Below are 15,590 nucleotides of genomic sequence, written 5' to 3'. Positions count from 1 at the left end.
AGCCCCTTTCATGTCGACGGAAACCGTTCTCCAATCCTTGGACGCCGATCTGCCCGCGGCCACGGATCGCCTCTTCGATTTTCTGCGCATCAAATCCATCTCCACCGATCCCGCTTTCGCTTCCGAATGCCGACGCGCCGCCGATTGGCTCGCCGGCCAGCTGCGCGAGCTCGGCTATGAGGCGAGCGTGCGCGACACGCCCGGGCATCCGATCGTCGTCGGCCACGCCAAGGCCAAGCGGCCGGACGCGCCGCATGTGCTGTTCTACGGCCATTATGACGTTCAGCCGCCGGACCCGCTCGATCTGTGGGTCAGCGATCCTTTCGATCCACGCCTCGTGCAAGGAGAGAAGGGCGAGGAGATCGTCGCCCGCGGCGCCTCGGACGACAAGGGCCAGCTGATGACCTTCCTCGAGGCCTGCCGCGCCTTTCAGCGCAATGGCGGCCTGCCCTGCCATATTACTTTCCTCTTCGAGGGCGAGGAGGAGACCGGCTCACCGTCCCTGCCGGATTTCTTCGCCGCCAATCGCGAGGAATTGTCCGAGCCGGCGCTGGCGCTCGTCTGCGACACCGGAATGTGGAACGCCAAGACGCCCGCCATCACCACAATGCTGCGCGGCCTGGCGCAAGAGGAGGTGATCCTCACCGCCGCCGATCGCGATCTGCATTCGGGCATATTCGGCGGGCCGGTCGTCAATCCGATCCATGTGCTGGCGAAGATCATCGGCGATCTCCATGACGCCGAAGGCCGCGTGACGCTGCCCGGTTTCTATGACGGCGTCGCCGAGCTGCCCGAGGAGATCGCCGCGCAATGGTGCGGGCTGGAGTTCGACGAGACGGCGTTTTTGAAGAGCGTCGGCGTCGCGCGCCCGGCCGGCGAGCGCGGGCGCAGCCTCATCGAGCAAGTATGGTCGCGCCCGACTTGCGACGTGAACGGAATCATCGGCGGCTATACCGGCCCTGGCGCCAAGACGGTGCTGCCGGCGCAAGCGAGCGCCAAAATCTCCTTCCGCCTCGTCGGGACGCAGGACCCGGAGAAAGTGTTGGAGTCGTTCCGCGCCTTCGTGCGCGATCGCCTGCCCGTCGATGTGCGCGCAAAATTCGTTCCCCATGGCGCCTCGCGCGCTCTGCAGCTGCCCTTCGGCTCGGAGGCGCTGTCGCGCGCGCGGCGCGCCTTGCAGGAGGAATGGGACAAGGAGGCGGCGCTGGTCGGCTGCGGCGGCTCCATCCCGATCGTCGGCGCCTTCAAGCGCGATCTCGGCATGGACACGCTGATGATCGGCTTCGCGCTCGAAGACGACCGCATTCATTCGCCCAATGAAAAATACGCCTATAGCTCGTTCAAGAAGGGCTCCCGCTCCTGGGCGCGCGTGCTCGCCGCTCTGGCGGCGTGAGCGGCGCGAAACGAAGCGGCCCGCGCATGGCGGCGCTGGTCGCGAGCGGCGGGTCGGGAGTATAGGAGGCCATAGGCCTCACCGGAATCGAAATGCTTTCACCCGACACGCCGCACGCCGCCGATTTCCGTCCCTCGCCCAATCATGGCGGGCGGCTGACGCCCGTCTCTTCGTTGATCCTGCATTATACGGGGATGCCGACGGCGGCCTCGGCGCTGGCGCTGCTCACCAGCGCCGAGGGGCAGGTCTCATCGCATTATTTCGTCGATGAGGACGGGACGATACTGCAGCTCGTGCCGGAGGCGCGCCGCGCCTGGCACGCCGGCCGCAGCTTCTGGGCCGGCGAGACGGACATGAATTCCGCCTCCATCGGCATAGAGATCGTCCATCCCGGCCATGACGATCCGCGCCCCTTCCCGGACCGCCAGATCGAGGCGGTGGCGGCGCTCTGCCGCGATATTTGCGCGCGCAACGCCATTCCCCCGCGGCGCGTGCTCGGCCATTCGGACATCGCCATCGGCCGCAAGATCGATCCCGGCGAGTTCTTCCCCTGGAAGGCGCTCGCGGAGCTCGGCGTCGGCCATTATGTGGAGCCCGCCGCCATCACAGGCGGCGCGACGCTGGAGACCGGCGCGCGCGGCGACGAGGTGAGGCGATTGCAGCAGGCGCTCGCCGATTACGGCTATAAGATCGACGTCACCGGCGATTACGACCAAGCCTGCGCCGGCGCAGTCGCCGCCTTTCAGCGGCATTTCCGCCCCGCCCTCGTCGACGGCCGCGCCGACGCCTCCACCATGGCGACCTTGCGCGCTTTGGCGGGAGCGGGCGGATGAGCGAGAAAAAATTCGTCGTCGTCACCGGCGTCTCCACCGGCATAGGCTATGCGCTGGTGGAAGCGCTGACGGCGCAGGGCTTTCATGTCTTCGGCAGCGTCCGCACGCCGGCCGACAGTGAGCGGCTGCAAGCGCGCTTCGGCGCGGCGAGCTTCACTTCGCTCCTCTTCGATGTGACCGACGCCGCCGCCGTCGCCGAGGCGGTGCGGGAGACCGAGCGGCGGCTCGGCGGCGCGGGCCTTGCCGGCCTCGTCAACAATGCCGGCGCGGCGTTTCCGGCGCCGCTGCTCTATCAGCCGATAGAGGAGGTCCGCCTTCAGATCGAGATCAATGTCATCGGCCAGATCGCCGTCACCCAGGCTTTCGCGCCTCTGCTCGGCGCGAGCCCGGCAAAGCGCAACGAGCCGCCTGGCCGCATCGTGAATATGAGCTCTGTGGCGGGCAGCCTCGCCTCGCCCTTTCTCGGCGCCTACGCCGCTTCCAAACATGCGCTCGAAGGCGCCTCCGACGCGCTGCGGCGCGAGCTGATGATTTTCGGCGTCGATGTGGTGGTCATAGAGCCGGGCGTGATCGCCACGCCAATATGGGACAAGGCCGAGAACGCCGATTTCGGCCGCTATGATTCCACCGTCTACGGCCCCTCCGCCCGCAGGCTGCAGAAATGGGCGGTGGAGAAGGGCCGGCTCGCCCCGCCGCCGGAGCGGGTCGCCGCCGCCGTGCTGCGCGCGCTGACCGAGAAGCGGCCCCCGGCGCGCATTCGCGTCGTGCCGAACTATCTATTGGATTGGCTGCTGCCGCGCCTGCTGCCGGCGCGGCTGGTGGACCGCATCCTCGCCAAGCGCATGGGGCTGCTGCCGCCGGCCGAGGCGTTCCACCCTCCCCTTCAGGGGGAGGGTCGGCCGGCGAAGCCGGACGGGGTGGGGTGAAGCTCGCGAGATTAGTGAGGCTCCCCTCCCTGAGTTGTCGGGCGAAGGCCACCTCCTGCGCAGGCTTCGGGAACCCATTTTCGGATGCGAGGCCGAGGCGACGCGCTACTGATAGTGTGTAGACTCAAAGTCGTCATCATTGACAATGGGCGCGAAAATCGATTCGCCCTATGCCCAGCAAACCTAAACCACTTCAAGAGATTGTCGCTGAGAACGTGCGCAGAGAGCGCACCTCGCTAGGGATTTCCCAAGAGGAATTTGCCGCTCGATGTGGTTATCACAGGACATATATTGGCGCCATCGAACGCGCGGAACGCAATATTACTCTTTCGACATTGGAGGCGCTGGCAGCAGCCCTGAAGCTCGACATCAAAGAGCTATTGGTACGTCATGACTAATTATGAAGGTGTCCAACGCACGCCAGAAAAGACATTGAAACCGGAACTTGTTGCGCTCTGCAAGAAAGTGACGGCAAAACGCGCGCGAACGGTAATTGATCACATATTGAAACATGGGATTATCACCAGCGAAGATTTGAGCGATACATACGGATATGATCATCCGCCGCGTGCAATCCGCGACGTTCGAGAAAACGGGATACCTTTGCTGACGACGCTGGTGAGAAGTTTCAAGACAGGAAGGCAGATCGGCGCGTACACTTTCGATGACATTTCGAGAATCAAGAACGGCCGCATAGGAGGCCGGAGGGCGTTCTCCAAGCAATTCAAGCGCGAGCTTATCGACCTATATGGCCCCCGCGACGCGATCACGACCGAGGTTCTCGACGAGCGCTATTTGCAAATCGACCATCGCGTTCCTTACGAGATCGGCGGTGACGGAAGCGACCTCGACCCCGACCAATTCATGTTGCTCGATGCTTCGTCGCAGCGATCAAAAAGCTGGTCATGCGAGCACTGCGAGAATTTTTTGTCGCTTCACGAGGAGGAAACCTGCAAAGCGTGCTTTTGGGCATCGCCGGAAGGATACGAGCATGTCGCGATGGAGCCAGTGCGACGTGTGGAAATTATATGGCGAAACGAAGAAATAGAACATTACGATCAGATAAAGTCCGCCGCCTCGAAAGAAGGCGTCTCAATTCCGCAATTGATCAAAAGCCGTCTACGAAAACAGGGAAGCTTGAAGGGGTAGCGGCTTGAATATGTCGACATGCGGAACATCGAGAGCCTTCGACACATAAAGGCTTTCGATGGTTTCGTCGTCTCTTCCACTGAGGGTCGCCTGGGATGATCGACCTGCATGTAGGGATAAATGCGCAGCGTTGATGCTCGGCGGCAAAGGATCGCCATAGCTACGCTCGCCGCTCTTTCCGTCATAAGAAAGGATATAGGAAACCCCACGCCGATTCAGGACATGAAGGGCCTCGACTAGAATTTCGCGCGACAATTGCGCGGCATAGCGCTTATCTGCGCCATAGGTTGTCCCCTGATAGGGCGGGTCCATGTATACGAGGTCACTCGCTGTCGCGGCGGCGAGGCAGGCTTGGAAGTCGCCTTTGAAAAGTCGAGTGCGGCCACGAAGCAGCTTGCTCACGGAGCAAACAGTCCGCCCCATTTTGTCGGGGTGCATACCCGTTCGGCGCTTGTCGACAGATTGAGAGAAATCTCCCTGCTTGTTGAAGCGCACAGCGTTCTTGACACAACGAGCAATGAGATAGAGCAGGCGAATCGGGTCACGGTCCTGATTGAATCGCGCCCGCACCTCGTTGAAGTGCGAGTCGTTTTTTCCGAACTGCTCGGTCCAAATGGCGCTGTATCGTTCGGCGACAAAAGACGGCCTATTTATAATAAGATCCCATAAATCAATTATTTCGCCGAAAACGTCGCCAATGACGAACTGTTTCGCCAGTCGGTGATGCGCGGCATAGAGCGTGACTGCGGCGGAGCCAGCAAACGGTTCGTACAAAGTATCGACCTGCTTCGGAAATACTTGACAAATTCTAGGCGCAAGGGCTCTCTTGCTTCCCTGATACGGGATTGGCTGCAGTGATAACGGTGTCATTACGGTCCCTTTGTCATCGATTCGAATGCTATGAAAAGTCATCGACAGTCGTCAAGAGAGCGCGCGCGCAGCCTCGATCGGTATGCTTGACGCGAGACGCGTTCCGGCCCACCAAGGGCCCAAATCCCATCGAGGGGACAAGACCGACGATGACCGACGAAATCGAGACCCGCCTTCCCGACCCCATCTCCGCCGAGCCGGCGCCGCGCCATAGGACGGCGGCGGTGACGATCGGCCGGGGGCCGCGCGCGGTGACGATCGGCGGCGGCGCCCCCATCGTCGTCCAGTCCATGACCAACACCGACACGGCCGATGTCGACTCCACCGTCGCGCAGATCGAATCGCTGGTCCGCGCCGGCTCGGAGCTGGTGCGCATCACCGTCGATCGCGACGAGGCCGCCGCCGCCGTGCCGCATATTCGCGATCGTCTCGCGCAGAAGAATATCGACGTCCCGCTGATCGGCGATTTTCACTACATCGGCCACAAGCTGCTCGCCGATCATCCGGCCTGCGGCGAGGCGCTCGAAAAATATCGCATCAATCCTGGCAATGTCGGCTTCAAGGAGAAGAAGGACCGCCAATTCGGCGCGATCGTCGAGCTGGCCATAAAGCATGGCAAGGCGGTGCGCATCGGCGCCAATTGGGGCTCGCTCGACCAGGAGATGCTGACGCATCTGATGGACATCAACGCCAATTCCGCGGCGCCGCTGGACACGCGCGCGGTGACGCGCGAGGCGCTGGCCCGCTCGGCGCTGATCTCGGCCGAGCGCGCCGAGGAGATCGGCCTCTCGCGCGACCGCATCGTCATCTCGGCCAAGGTCTCCGCCGTGCAGGACCTCATCGCCGTCTATCGCATGTTGGCGCTGCGCAGCGATTATGCGCTGCATCTCGGCCTCACCGAGGCCGGCATGGGCTCCAAGGGCGTCGTCGCCTCGGCGGCGGCGCTGGGCGTGCTGCTGCAGGACGGCATAGGCGACACGATCCGCGTGTCGCTGACGCCGGAGCCCGGCGGCGATCGCGCCAATGAAGTGCGCGTCGCGCAAGAGATTTTGCAGACGATGGGCTTTCGCACCTTCGTGCCGCTGGTCGCCGCCTGCCCCGGCTGCGGCCGCACCACCTCCACCGTCTTCCAGGAGCTGGCGCGCGACATTCAATCCCATATTCGCGAGCGTATGCCGGTGTGGCGGCAGGATTATCCGGGCGTCGAGACGCTGAATGTCGCGGTGATGGGCTGCATCGTCAACGGGCCGGGCGAGTCCAAGCACGCCGATATCGGCATTTCGCTTCCCGGCACGGGCGAGGCGCCGACCGCCCCGGTCTTCATCGACGGCAAGAAGGCGATGACCTTGCGCGGCGAGGGCATAGCCGAGGAATTCACCCGCATCGTCGAGGATTATGTCGCCCGTCGCTTCGGCGGCGCCGAGGGCGAAGCGGCGGAGTGATCAGCCGAGCGCCGCCGCCGCCGCGCGCAGATTGCGCCAGGCGCGGCGCTTCAATACGGGCGTTCGCAGCAGGCTGGCGAGCGGCGGGGCGAGCAGCGCGCGCGTCGTTCCGCCGCCGTGATCATAATCGAACCAGCCGTTGCGATATCGCGCGACATCCGGCGAGCCGAGCGCGGCGCGGGCGGCGAAATCGCCGAGAATGAGAAGCGCGCGCGGCGCGGCCAGCTGCACATGGCGGCGCAGGAAGGGATTGAGCGCCGCGACTTCCGCAGGGTTGAGCTCGCGCGCGCCGGGCGGGCGCCAGGGCGTCGCATAGGCGAGATAGGCGCCGGAGCGGTCGCGGCCAATCGCGCGCAGCATATTGTCGAGCAGCCGCGCCTCCGGCCCGACGAAAGCCTCGCCACCGCGCTCCTCCTCCTCGCCGGGCGCGAAGTCCAGAACCATCAGAGCCGCGCCGCGCGTCCCCGCCGAGAAGAGAAAATGCCCGGCGGTCGACTTCAGCGCGCAGCCGTCGAAACCCGCGAGCAGCTCCTGCAATTCGTCGATCGTTCGTGCTTCGCTCGCGGCCTCGCGCGCGGCGCGCGCGGCCTCCTCGGTGAAGACCGGAGCGGCTGGGCGCGGCGAGCGGGTCTCCCGCGCCGGCGGCTCGGCGCGACGCGCGGGCGCGGCGACGGGCGGAGGCGCGGCGGCGCGGCCCGACGGCGGCGCGGCGCTCTCGGCGAAACGGTCGTGCGGCGCCTCGTCGATCGCTATGTCGACGCCGATCGTCACATACCAATCGACGAGCGCGGCGAGGCCCGTCTGCGTGGAGAGATCGGCGTCAGCGGACATGGCGGCGAGATTAGATCAGCGTCGCGAAAAGGTGAAGGGCGAGACGGCGGAAGGCGACGGCTCGCGCGCAGCGCCGCCGATCGCTCGACGGGCGCGGACGATGTGGTTGCGTAGATTATCGATCTACACGCAGACGGGGCGCGTCGATAGCTTAACGAAGCGTAAAAGACGGCGATCGGGCGAAGGTGAGAAGAGGGCGTTCCGCCCTCCGGCCGAGCGGCGACGCCGTCCAGTTCCGCCGCGAAGACAGAGCGGCGATCCGGCGTCTCATTCGTCGACAGGCGTTCTCGATTTCAAAATCTTCATAAGAGAATTCACATGATCGACGTGGTCGAAAACCTCGCACAGTCGCTGTTCGTCAGTCTCGGCTCCCAATTGGAGCCTTGGGACGAAGCTCCCCTCGCCGAGCGCGACCGCTATCGCCTTGCCGCGGAAAATATATTGCGCGAGCTCGCGGCCCGCGCACCCTTCGAGCCGACGTCGCTCGTCCGGAAAATCCGCGAGACGCGGCCGACCTTCCTCGGCTTCCTCTACATGACCTATTCGCTGAACACCGCCGAGGCGGCCGCGCTGCTGGCCTTTCAGGCGCTGCGCGGTCAGTTCCGCCGCTCAGCAGCAGCGTAGCGCCCGCCGTCCGCCCTCGCCGAAACGGCTCGCCTGACGTTCGAGGAAAAACTCCTCGCGCGTCATCGCCGGCTCGTCGGGATGGTTCTCGCGCCGATGCGCGACATAGGCCTCGTAATCCCCCTGCCCGATCATCAGCCGCGCGCCATTGCGCAGCTTTTGCCCGAGCTTGGAAAGATCAAGCGCGGGCAATCCGCAGATCGTGCAGCTCATCGCTCGTCTCCCTGGTGGTGACGCTGGTCGCGCGCCGCGCCTCGCCGATCGCCCGCAGGCCGAAGAACAGCATGGACAGGACCAGCGCGATGAAGACGGCGCAGAGCGTTGTGTTCACATAATCGTTGAAGACGATGCGGCCCATCTCGGCGGCGGTCTTGGCCGGCGCGAGCAGCCTGCCCTCCGCCGCGGTGGCCGAATAGCGTGCGGCATGGGCGAGGAAGCCGATCTTGGGATCGGGATGGAAGATTTTCTCGGCGCCCGCCGTCAGCGTGCAGATATAGAGCCAGGCCGCAGGCGCCGCGACGATGACCGCGTAGCGCTCCCGCTTCATGCGGAACAGCACCACAGTGCAGAGGGTGAGCGCAATAGCCGCCAGCATTTGATTAGCGATGCCGAACATGGGCCAGAGCGTGTTGATGCCGCCCAGAGGATCGATGACGCCCTGATAGAGGAACCAGCCCTAGCCGGCGACGGCGAGCCCCGTGGCGCCGAAATTGGGGATCCAGGCGCGCGTATGCTTGAAGCGCGGCCAGAAGGTTCCGACGAGATCCTGAATCATGAAGCGCGCGACGCGCGTGCCGGCGTCCACAGTGGTGAGGATGAACAGCGCCTCGAAGAGAATGGCGAAATGATACCAGAAGGCTGTCATGGACGCGCCGCCGATCGCCCCCGACAATATTTTCGCCATGCCGACGGCGAGCGTCGGCGCGCCGCCCGCGCGCGAGAGCACCGTTTTCTCGCCGACCTCGGCCGCCGCCAGGCTCAACGCCTCCGGCGTGATGACGAAGCCCCAGGACGAGATGGTCTGCGCCGCCGTGTCGACCGTGGAGCCGATGACGGCGGGCGCGCTGTTCATGGCGAAATAGACGCCCGGATCGAGCACGCTGGCCGCGACCAGCGCCATTATGGCCACGAAAGACTCCATCAGCATCGCGCCATAGCCGATGAAGCGGATCTGCGTCTCGTCGCCGATCATCTTGGGCGTGGTGCCGGAAGAGACCAGCGCGTGAAAGCCGGAAATGGCGCCGCAGGCCAGGGTGATGAACAGGAAAGGAAAGACGCTGCCCGCGAAGACCGGGCCGGTTCCGTCGATGAAGCGGCTGACCGCCGGCATTTTCAGCTCCGGCATGACGTAGAAAATCCCCAGCGCGAGAGAGGCGATGGTGCCGATCTTCAGAAAGGTGGAGAGATAGTCGCGCGGCGCGAGCAGGAACCACACCGGCAGAACGGAGGCGACGAAGCCATAGCCGATCAGCATGAAGGCGAGCGCCTCGCCCTTGAAGGTGAAGAGCGCGGCGAGCGCCGGCGTCTCGGCGACCGTGCGGCCGAGCGCTATGGAGCCGATCAGCAGAACGAAGCCGATCGCCGACATTTCGAAAATGCGGCCGGGGCGAATATAGCGGCCGTAGACGCCCATCAGCACGGCGATGGGCAGAGTGGCGAAGACGGTGAAGAAGCCCCAGGGGCTGTCGGCCAGCGCCTTGACCACGATGAGCGCCAGAACGGCGAGCAATATGAGCATTATGGTGAGAATGCCCACCATTGCGACGATTCCGGCGGCCGGCCCGAGCTCCGTCTTGATGAGATCGCCGAGCGAGCGCCCATCGCGCCGCGTCGAGATGAACAGCACGACGAAATCTTGCACCGCGCCAGCGAAAACGACGCCGGTGAGCAGCCAGAGCGTGCCGGGCAAATAGCCCATTTGCGCCGCCAGCACCGGGCCGACCAGCGGCCCCGCCCCGGCTATGGCCGCGAAATGATGGCCGAACAGCACATATTTGTCGGTCGGCACATAATCGAGCCCGTCATTGCGGCGATGCGCCGGCGTCTTGCGCTGCGGATCGAGGCCGAGCGCGCGTTCCGCGATGAACAGCGAATAGAAGCGATAGGCGGTGAGATAGACGCAGATCGCCGCCGCCACCAGCCACATTGCGTTGACGGTCTCGCCCCGCGCCACCGCCAGAGTGAAGAGCGAGAAGACGCCGATGGCGACGATTCCGGTCCAAAGGGCGATCGAGCCGAGCTTGCGGCCCGGCGTGGCGAGTGGGAGGGACATAGCGCTAGCCTCGGCGTTTCCGGGAGCGCCGGGAGGACGTCATCGTATCCCGGCATTTTTCCCAAGAAATAGGCCAAAGGCGCCCGCCGCGTCCAGCCGCGCGGCCGCGGCGGCGTCATGCCCGCGCTCGCGCGGCCATACGCTCGCCTCGTCGCCCCTCACTCGCCTTTCACTTGCCCTTCACTTGCCCGGCGTCAGCCCCGAGCTCGGCGCCGCTATAGGAGACGCGCCAGATCGTCCCATTGCCGTCCTCGCTCACCAGCAGCGAGCCGTCGCGCGCCACGGCGACATCGACGGGGCGGCCCCAGACCCTCGTGTCGTCGACGACGAAGCCGGTGAGAAAATCCTGATACTCGCCGGTCGGGACGCCGTCCTTGAAAGAAAGGCGCACGATCTTGTAGCCGGTGCGCTCGGCGCGGTTCCACGAGCCGTGCAGAGCGACGAAAGCGTCGCCCTTATATTCCGCCGGGAACTGGCCGCCGTCGTAGAAGGCGATGCCCAGCGGCGCCGAATGCGGCTGGAACAGCACATCGGGAACAGTGATCTTGCTCGCGAGGTCGGGCCGCTCGCCGGCGTGGCGAGGGTCCTCATGCGCGCCGATGTAATGCCAGGGCCAGCCATAGAAACCGCCCTCCTTCACGCGCGTGGCGTAATCGGGCGGCAGATCGTCGCCGAGCATGTCGCGCTCGTTCACCACGCACCAGAGCGCGTCGGTCTCCGGCTGCAATTGCAGGCCGGAGCAATTGCGCAGCCCATTGGCGACATTGCGGCGGCTCTTTCCGTCCGGGTCTATGGCGATCACGGTGGCGCGCTCGAATTCCGCGCCTGCTCCCGCGCCGACGCCATGCGCCTTCTCGAGCTCTGCGATTTCCTGCGCGGAAGGGCGCGGATGGCCTTCGGCGACATTGGTCTTGGAGCCTATGGCGACATAGAGCGTCGCGCCGTCGCGCGAAAAGACGAGATCGCGCGTCCAATGGCCGCCGTCCCAGGGCAGCGCGGCGATCGTCTCGGCGGGGCCGGAGGCTTTCAAATCGCCGTTTCGATAGGGAAAACGCAGCACCGCCGTCGGCGTGCCGACATAGACGAAACGCGGCTCCGGCCCCGGCGGGTAAAAAGCTATCCCATAAGGGCGCTCGAGTTCAGAGGCGAAGATATGGGACGAGGCCGGCGCGATCCTCCCCTCCTGCGAACGGAAGACGCGGATGCGGCCGCCGATGCTCTCGCTGACGAAAATATCGCCATTGGGCGCGTGGCGAATGACGCGCGGCCCCTCGAGGCCGGAGGCGAAAACCTCCGCCGAGAAGCCGGCGAGCGTTCGCGGCGCGGCGCCGTCTGGACGCGCGACCACTTGCGAACGCGAGGCGACAGGCGCGCTGGCGAGCGGGGCCGGCAGATCCGCGGGTGATATCTTGCGCCAGCTTCCGGGCGCGTCCAGACGCCAATCGCCGAAGGCCGCGGCGCCGATCCGGCGCGAAGGCTCCGATTGCGCGAAGGCGAGACCGGCGCAAGCGCCGACGAGGAGAAGTGTCGGAGCGAATGTCTTCATTGGCGGCCTCTTTCGAAACAGGACCGCACTCTAGCTCGGCTGAATCATATTTAAAAGATAGAATTATCGTATCATTCGACGCCTGTCGCTCCCGTGGGGCCCGCCTCTTCCTGCAGCGGACGGCCGGTGCTATTCGACCGCCTCCGACGAATGAAAAGGAAAACGACGATGACCGATATCTGGCTGGCGACGGGCGAAGCGACGGTTCTGGCGGCGGACGGGCAATATACCGACGCCATGCCGGAAGTGCTGATCGGCAGCGTGAAGGGCCCGGTCGGGACGGCTTTCGCCTCCATGACGGGACAGGTCGCGGGCCATCCGCGCATGTTCGTCATTCGCGATCTCAATCAGCAGGTGCGCCCCGCCACCATGATGACGACCAAGATGACGGTGCGCTCCAATGATTACGTCGAACTGCTCGGCGGCGTCGTGCAGGCGGCGACCGGCGACGCCATCGTCGATGCGGTTTCCGAAGGAATCATTCCGAAAGATCAGGTGAATGATCTCGTCATGATCATCATGGTCTGGCTCGATCCGCGTTGCGCCACTGATCCGAACCTCGACAGGCGCGACCTCTATCGCACCAATTACGAGGCGACGAAGCTGGCGATTTCCCGCGCTTTGAAGGGCGAGCCGACGATCGACGAGCTCATCGCCAATCGCAAGACGGTGACGCATTATGCGCTGGAAGGCGTGTTCGACGAGTGATTTTGCGCAGCCGGCATTGCAAAAATCGAGCATCGCGCCGATTGCGAATCACTTCTCGAAGCGTTAGCAAACGAATCCTCACATGGCGCGTTCGATATGACGCGTCTTTTCATGAGAATTCGAGGGAGATTTGCGATGGCCAAGGCGAAGAGCGAGAAGCCTGCGGCGGTCAAGAAGGCCAAGAAACCCGAAGCCGCCGCGATTCGTCCGGTGAAGGAGAGCTTGACCAAGTCGGCCCTGATCAATCTGCTCGCCGAGCAGAACGAGCTTCCGCGCAAGACCGCCGCTGCGGTCTACGCCACGCTCGAGGAGGTGTTCCTCGGCTCCGTGCATCCGCGCGGCGTCGGCGAGTTCACCCTGCCTGGCCTGCTGAAAGTGTCGCTGCGCAAGGTTCCGGCGCGTAAGGCCGGCACTCTGGTGCGCAATCCCGCCACGGGCGAGATGGTCAAGGCCGCCGCCAAGCCGGCGAGCGTGCGTGTGAAAATCCGCGCCCTCTCCAAGCTGAAGACGGCCGCCACGCCCTGATTTCATCAGGGTGTCTTTCCGAGCGAGCCCGAAGGCTCGCGGTCCGGGGCCTCGCCCTTCAAACCGCGCGCTTTCGGGCTCGTTTCGTTTTTGCGGTCCTCAGGCGGCGCGCGTCGCTCTGGCGTGGTTCTTGGTGAGCCACGGGCTCCAGGGCTGCGGGGCGATCAAGCCTTCGCCGACGAAGACCGGCGTTATGCGCCCGCGGGCGACGCGGCCGATGAAGGCCGGCTTGTGCAAATGCTGCGTCTCGGCGTCCAGCGGCAGGGAGAAGCCGCTCGGCGCGCGCAGCTTTTGCAGCGGCAGCGCGCGGCGCACCGCCGCGACATCGACGGAGCCTGCCGCGACCACCGCCGCGCGCCACAGCTCGAAGCCGAGATAGCTCGCCTCCATGGCGTCATTGGTCATGGCGTCGGGCGCATTTTTGTAGCGGCGCCATTGCGCCACGAAGCCGCGATTCTCGGCGCAATCGATGGCGTGCAGATAGTTCCAGGCGACATAGAGCCCGTCGATCGCGCAATGGGCGAGCGCCGGCAGCTCGGCCTCGCCGATCGACAAGGACAGGGTCGGCGCGGCGAGGGCCCCGAGGGCGCGGAAGAAGCGCAGATTGGCGTCGCCGCTCACGGTCGAGACGATGGCCGCGCCGGGACGCGCGGCGAAGCGGCGAATTTCTCTGGCGACGGCGCTCCAATCCTCGAGGGCGGGCGGCGCATAGATTTCGACGACATCGTCGCCGCCGATCCCCTGCGCGGCGAGATAGGCGCGCAAAATGGCGTTGGTGACGCGCGGATAGACATCGTCATTGCCGATGAGCAAAAAGCGCCGCGCGCCGAGACCTTTCAGAAAATCGACGGCCGGAATCGCCGTCTGGCTCGGCGTGCCGCCCGTGTAGACGATATTGGGAGACCGCTCCTCGCCCTCATATTGGCTCGGATAGAAGAGCAGCCCATTGGCTTTCTCGATCACCGGAAGCGCCGCCTTGCGCGAGGCGGACGTCCAGCAGCCGAAAATGGCCGCGACGCCGCGCTCCTCCAACAGAATGCGCGCCTGCGCGGCGTAGAGGGCGGGATCGGAGCGCGGGTCCATGATCACCGCCTCCAGCGGGCGCCCGAGGAGGCCCCCCTGCTCGTTGCAGCGCGCGATGAGCATGGTCAGCAGCTCCTGCAAGGGACGCTCGCTGCTGGTCATCGTGCCGGAGAGCGAATGCAATATGCCGATGCGGATCGCGCCATTGTCGAGATCGAGGAAATAGCGCTCGACGGCGCCGACGAGGCTCTGCGAGCCGCCGAGCAGCATCTGCGCCGTGGCGAGCGCCGCGCGGCCGGCCGCTTCCGCCTGCGCGACCACATCGCCGACGTCCGGCAGCGCCTCGCCGACGCCGCGGGCGACGAGCGCGGCGCGCGCCCCCAGGCCGTCGAGCTCGGCCGCTTCCCGGTTCAGCGTGTCGGCGAGATCGCGATTGACGCAGGCGACCGCATCGACGCTGGCCGAGACGTCGGCGATGGCGCCGACGGTTCCCTCCACCGCGAAACGGATGGAGTCGATCTGCGCCTCGATGTCCGCGGCGGCGCGCGAGGTCTGATTGGCGAGCGTCTTCACCTCGCTCGCCACCACGGCGAAGCCGCGTCCGCTCTCGCCGGCCCGCGCCGCCTCTATCGTGGCGTTGAGCGCGAGCAGAGAGGTCTGGCCGGCGATGGACTGGATGAGCTTGCTCACCGCGTCGATGCGGCCAGCCGCCGCGGTGAGACCGCGCACGATCTCCTCCGCGCGGGCGAGATCGGCGGCGCTGCGATCGGCCGCCGCGCGCGCCGCCGCCACCTGGCCGGAGGAGCGGCCGACCAGCTCGACGATGGCGTCGCGCGCCGCCAGCGCCAGGCCGTCGACATTCTGCGCGGCCGTGGCGGCGGCGCCCGTCGCCTCGGAGAGCCGGCGGAGCATATCGTCGGTGCAGAAGGCGCAATCGTCGACCGCCGCCCGCGTCTTCGCGCCGGCGGCGTCGAGAATGCTCTCCGTCTCCGCCGCGGATTCGCGCAGCCGCGCCATGAAGACGGCGCGGCCGGCTTCGCGGATCGACTGCTCCGCCTCGCGGCTGCGCTCGGCGACGGCGAAAGCGTCGACGGCGGCCAGCATACGCCGAATCTCTTCGCCGATGCGCCAGAGCCGCCCCGACAGAGCGCCATTCTTGCGCGGAAGGCAGGCGTAACGATCGCCCGCGGCGATTTTTTCCAGCACCGCTATCTGCGCGGCGAAGCGTCGCTCGATCGCCACCGCCGCCGCGAGCGCGGCGAGCCCCGCCGCGACGAAGGCGAGACGCGGATCGCCGCTCGCCCAGCCGAGGACGAGCGGCGCGCAGCTCGCGGCGAAGGTCGCCGCGAGGAGAAACGCGCACGGAAATTTCCCGGCCAAATTGTCCGCCATGGATCACACACTTCGCTATTGGTTTGAAAAGTTGCGTATTTTCGCTACACAACGGT

Annotated in this window: 14 protein-coding genes and 1 pseudogene; 9 read left to right on the top strand and 6 right to left on the bottom strand. The window is 65.4% G+C overall.

The genetic code is table 11. From position 1 onward, the window contains the following. The first annotated feature begins 10 nt into the window (after window positions 1–10). The 5 genes from C5689_RS05215 (at window position 11) to C5689_RS05195 (ending at window position 4,301) form a co-directional block, all read left to right on the top strand. Window positions 11–1,393, top strand: a complete 1,383-nt coding sequence (locus tag C5689_RS05215; RefSeq protein WP_108916349.1) for a M20/M25/M40 family metallo-hydrolase — start codon at window positions 11–13, stop codon at window positions 1,391–1,393. A 92-nt stretch (window positions 1,394–1,485) separates the two neighbouring features. After that, entirely contained in the window at window positions 1,486–2,226 is a 741-nt protein-coding gene (locus tag C5689_RS05210; protein WP_108916217.1) for an N-acetylmuramoyl-L-alanine amidase, read from the top strand. Then, window positions 2,223–3,152 (top strand): SDR family NAD(P)-dependent oxidoreductase, encoded by a 930-nt coding sequence (locus C5689_RS05205; RefSeq protein ID WP_108916216.1) that lies wholly within the window; start codon window positions 2,223–2,225, stop codon window positions 3,150–3,152. The genes C5689_RS05210 and C5689_RS05205 overlap by 4 nt, the downstream gene beginning before the upstream one ends. A gap of 170 nt (window positions 3,153–3,322) precedes the next feature. After that, window positions 3,323–3,550 carry a helix-turn-helix domain-containing protein gene (locus C5689_RS05200; protein WP_108916215.1) on the top strand — a complete coding sequence of 76 codons (228 nt, stop codon included), beginning with the start codon at window positions 3,323–3,325 and terminating at the stop codon, window positions 3,548–3,550. After that, window positions 3,543–4,301 (top strand): hypothetical protein, encoded by a 759-nt coding sequence (locus C5689_RS05195; protein WP_206605353.1) that lies wholly within the window; start codon window positions 3,543–3,545, stop codon window positions 4,299–4,301. Before C5689_RS05200 ends, C5689_RS05195 begins: the two co-directional genes overlap by 8 nt. Here the strand turns inward: C5689_RS05195 and C5689_RS05190 are convergent. Beyond that, entirely contained in the window at window positions 4,272–5,213 is a 942-nt protein-coding gene (locus C5689_RS05190) for a Dam family site-specific DNA-(adenine-N6)-methyltransferase (RefSeq protein ID WP_206605352.1), read from the bottom strand. The genes C5689_RS05195 and C5689_RS05190 overlap by 30 nt on opposite strands. Before the next feature lie 107 nt (window positions 5,214–5,320). On the opposite strand from C5689_RS05190, the gene ispG reads away from it, so the two are divergent. After that, complete coding sequence (gene ispG, locus C5689_RS05185) at window positions 5,321–6,613, top strand: flavodoxin-dependent (E)-4-hydroxy-3-methylbut-2-enyl-diphosphate synthase (protein ID WP_108916213.1); 1,293 nt, start codon at window positions 5,321–5,323, stop codon at window positions 6,611–6,613. On the opposite strand, the gene C5689_RS05180 is transcribed toward ispG, so the two are convergent. Further along, window positions 6,614–7,444 carry a uracil-DNA glycosylase gene (locus C5689_RS05180; RefSeq protein ID WP_108916212.1) on the bottom strand — a complete coding sequence of 277 codons (831 nt, stop codon included), beginning with the start codon at window positions 7,442–7,444 and terminating at the stop codon, window positions 6,614–6,616. A gap of 318 nt (window positions 7,445–7,762) precedes the next feature. On the opposite strand from C5689_RS05180, the gene C5689_RS05175 reads away from it, so the two are divergent. Beyond that, entirely contained in the window at window positions 7,763–8,068 is a 306-nt protein-coding gene (locus tag C5689_RS05175) for a hypothetical protein (protein ID WP_108916211.1), read from the top strand. Here the strand turns inward: C5689_RS05175 and C5689_RS05170 are convergent. The 3 genes and pseudogenes from C5689_RS05170 to C5689_RS05160 all read right to left on the bottom strand — a co-directional run bounded on the left by C5689_RS05170 (window position 8,054) and on the right by C5689_RS05160 (window position 11,886). Beyond that, complete coding sequence (locus C5689_RS05170) at window positions 8,054–8,281, bottom strand: YbdD/YjiX family protein (protein WP_108916210.1); 228 nt, start codon at window positions 8,279–8,281, stop codon at window positions 8,054–8,056. The genes C5689_RS05175 and C5689_RS05170 overlap by 15 nt on opposite strands. Next, window positions 8,247–10,340, bottom strand: a pseudogene (locus tag C5689_RS05165) (carbon starvation CstA family protein). The gene C5689_RS05170 and the pseudogene C5689_RS05165 overlap by 35 nt, the downstream one beginning before the upstream one ends. A 169-nt stretch (window positions 10,341–10,509) precedes the next feature. After that, window positions 10,510–11,886: a PQQ-dependent sugar dehydrogenase gene (locus tag C5689_RS05160; RefSeq protein WP_108916209.1), complete on the bottom strand. Its 1,377-nt coding sequence runs from the start codon at window positions 11,884–11,886 to the stop codon at window positions 10,510–10,512. 168 nt (window positions 11,887–12,054) lie between these two features. Here C5689_RS05160 and fae point away from each other — a divergent pair, with 168 nt between their 5' ends. Both fae and C5689_RS05150 read left to right on the top strand, forming a co-directional pair. Continuing rightward, entirely contained in the window at window positions 12,055–12,594 is a 540-nt protein-coding gene (fae, locus tag C5689_RS05155; protein WP_108916208.1) for a formaldehyde-activating enzyme, read from the top strand. A gap of 135 nt (window positions 12,595–12,729) precedes the next feature. Then, a complete protein-coding gene (locus tag C5689_RS05150; RefSeq protein ID WP_018264162.1) occupies window positions 12,730–13,119 on the top strand; it encodes an HU family DNA-binding protein in 390 nt (129 codons plus the stop codon). Window positions 13,120–13,218: 99 nt separating this feature from the next. On the opposite strand, the gene C5689_RS05145 is transcribed toward C5689_RS05150, so the two are convergent. Continuing rightward, on the bottom strand, window positions 13,219–15,534 hold the full coding sequence (locus tag C5689_RS05145) for a transporter substrate-binding protein (protein ID WP_108916207.1): 2,316 nt from the start codon (window positions 15,532–15,534) through the stop codon (window positions 13,219–13,221). Between the last annotated feature and the right edge of the window lie 56 nt (window positions 15,535–15,590).

The sequence above is a fragment of the Methylosinus sporium genome, assembly GCF_003113265.1.
Classification (GTDB): Bacteria; Pseudomonadota; Alphaproteobacteria; order Rhizobiales; family Beijerinckiaceae; genus Methylosinus; species Methylosinus sporium.
The sequence above is the reverse complement of the archived record's forward strand: the minus strand, read 5'-3'. Positions and strand labels throughout refer to the sequence as shown.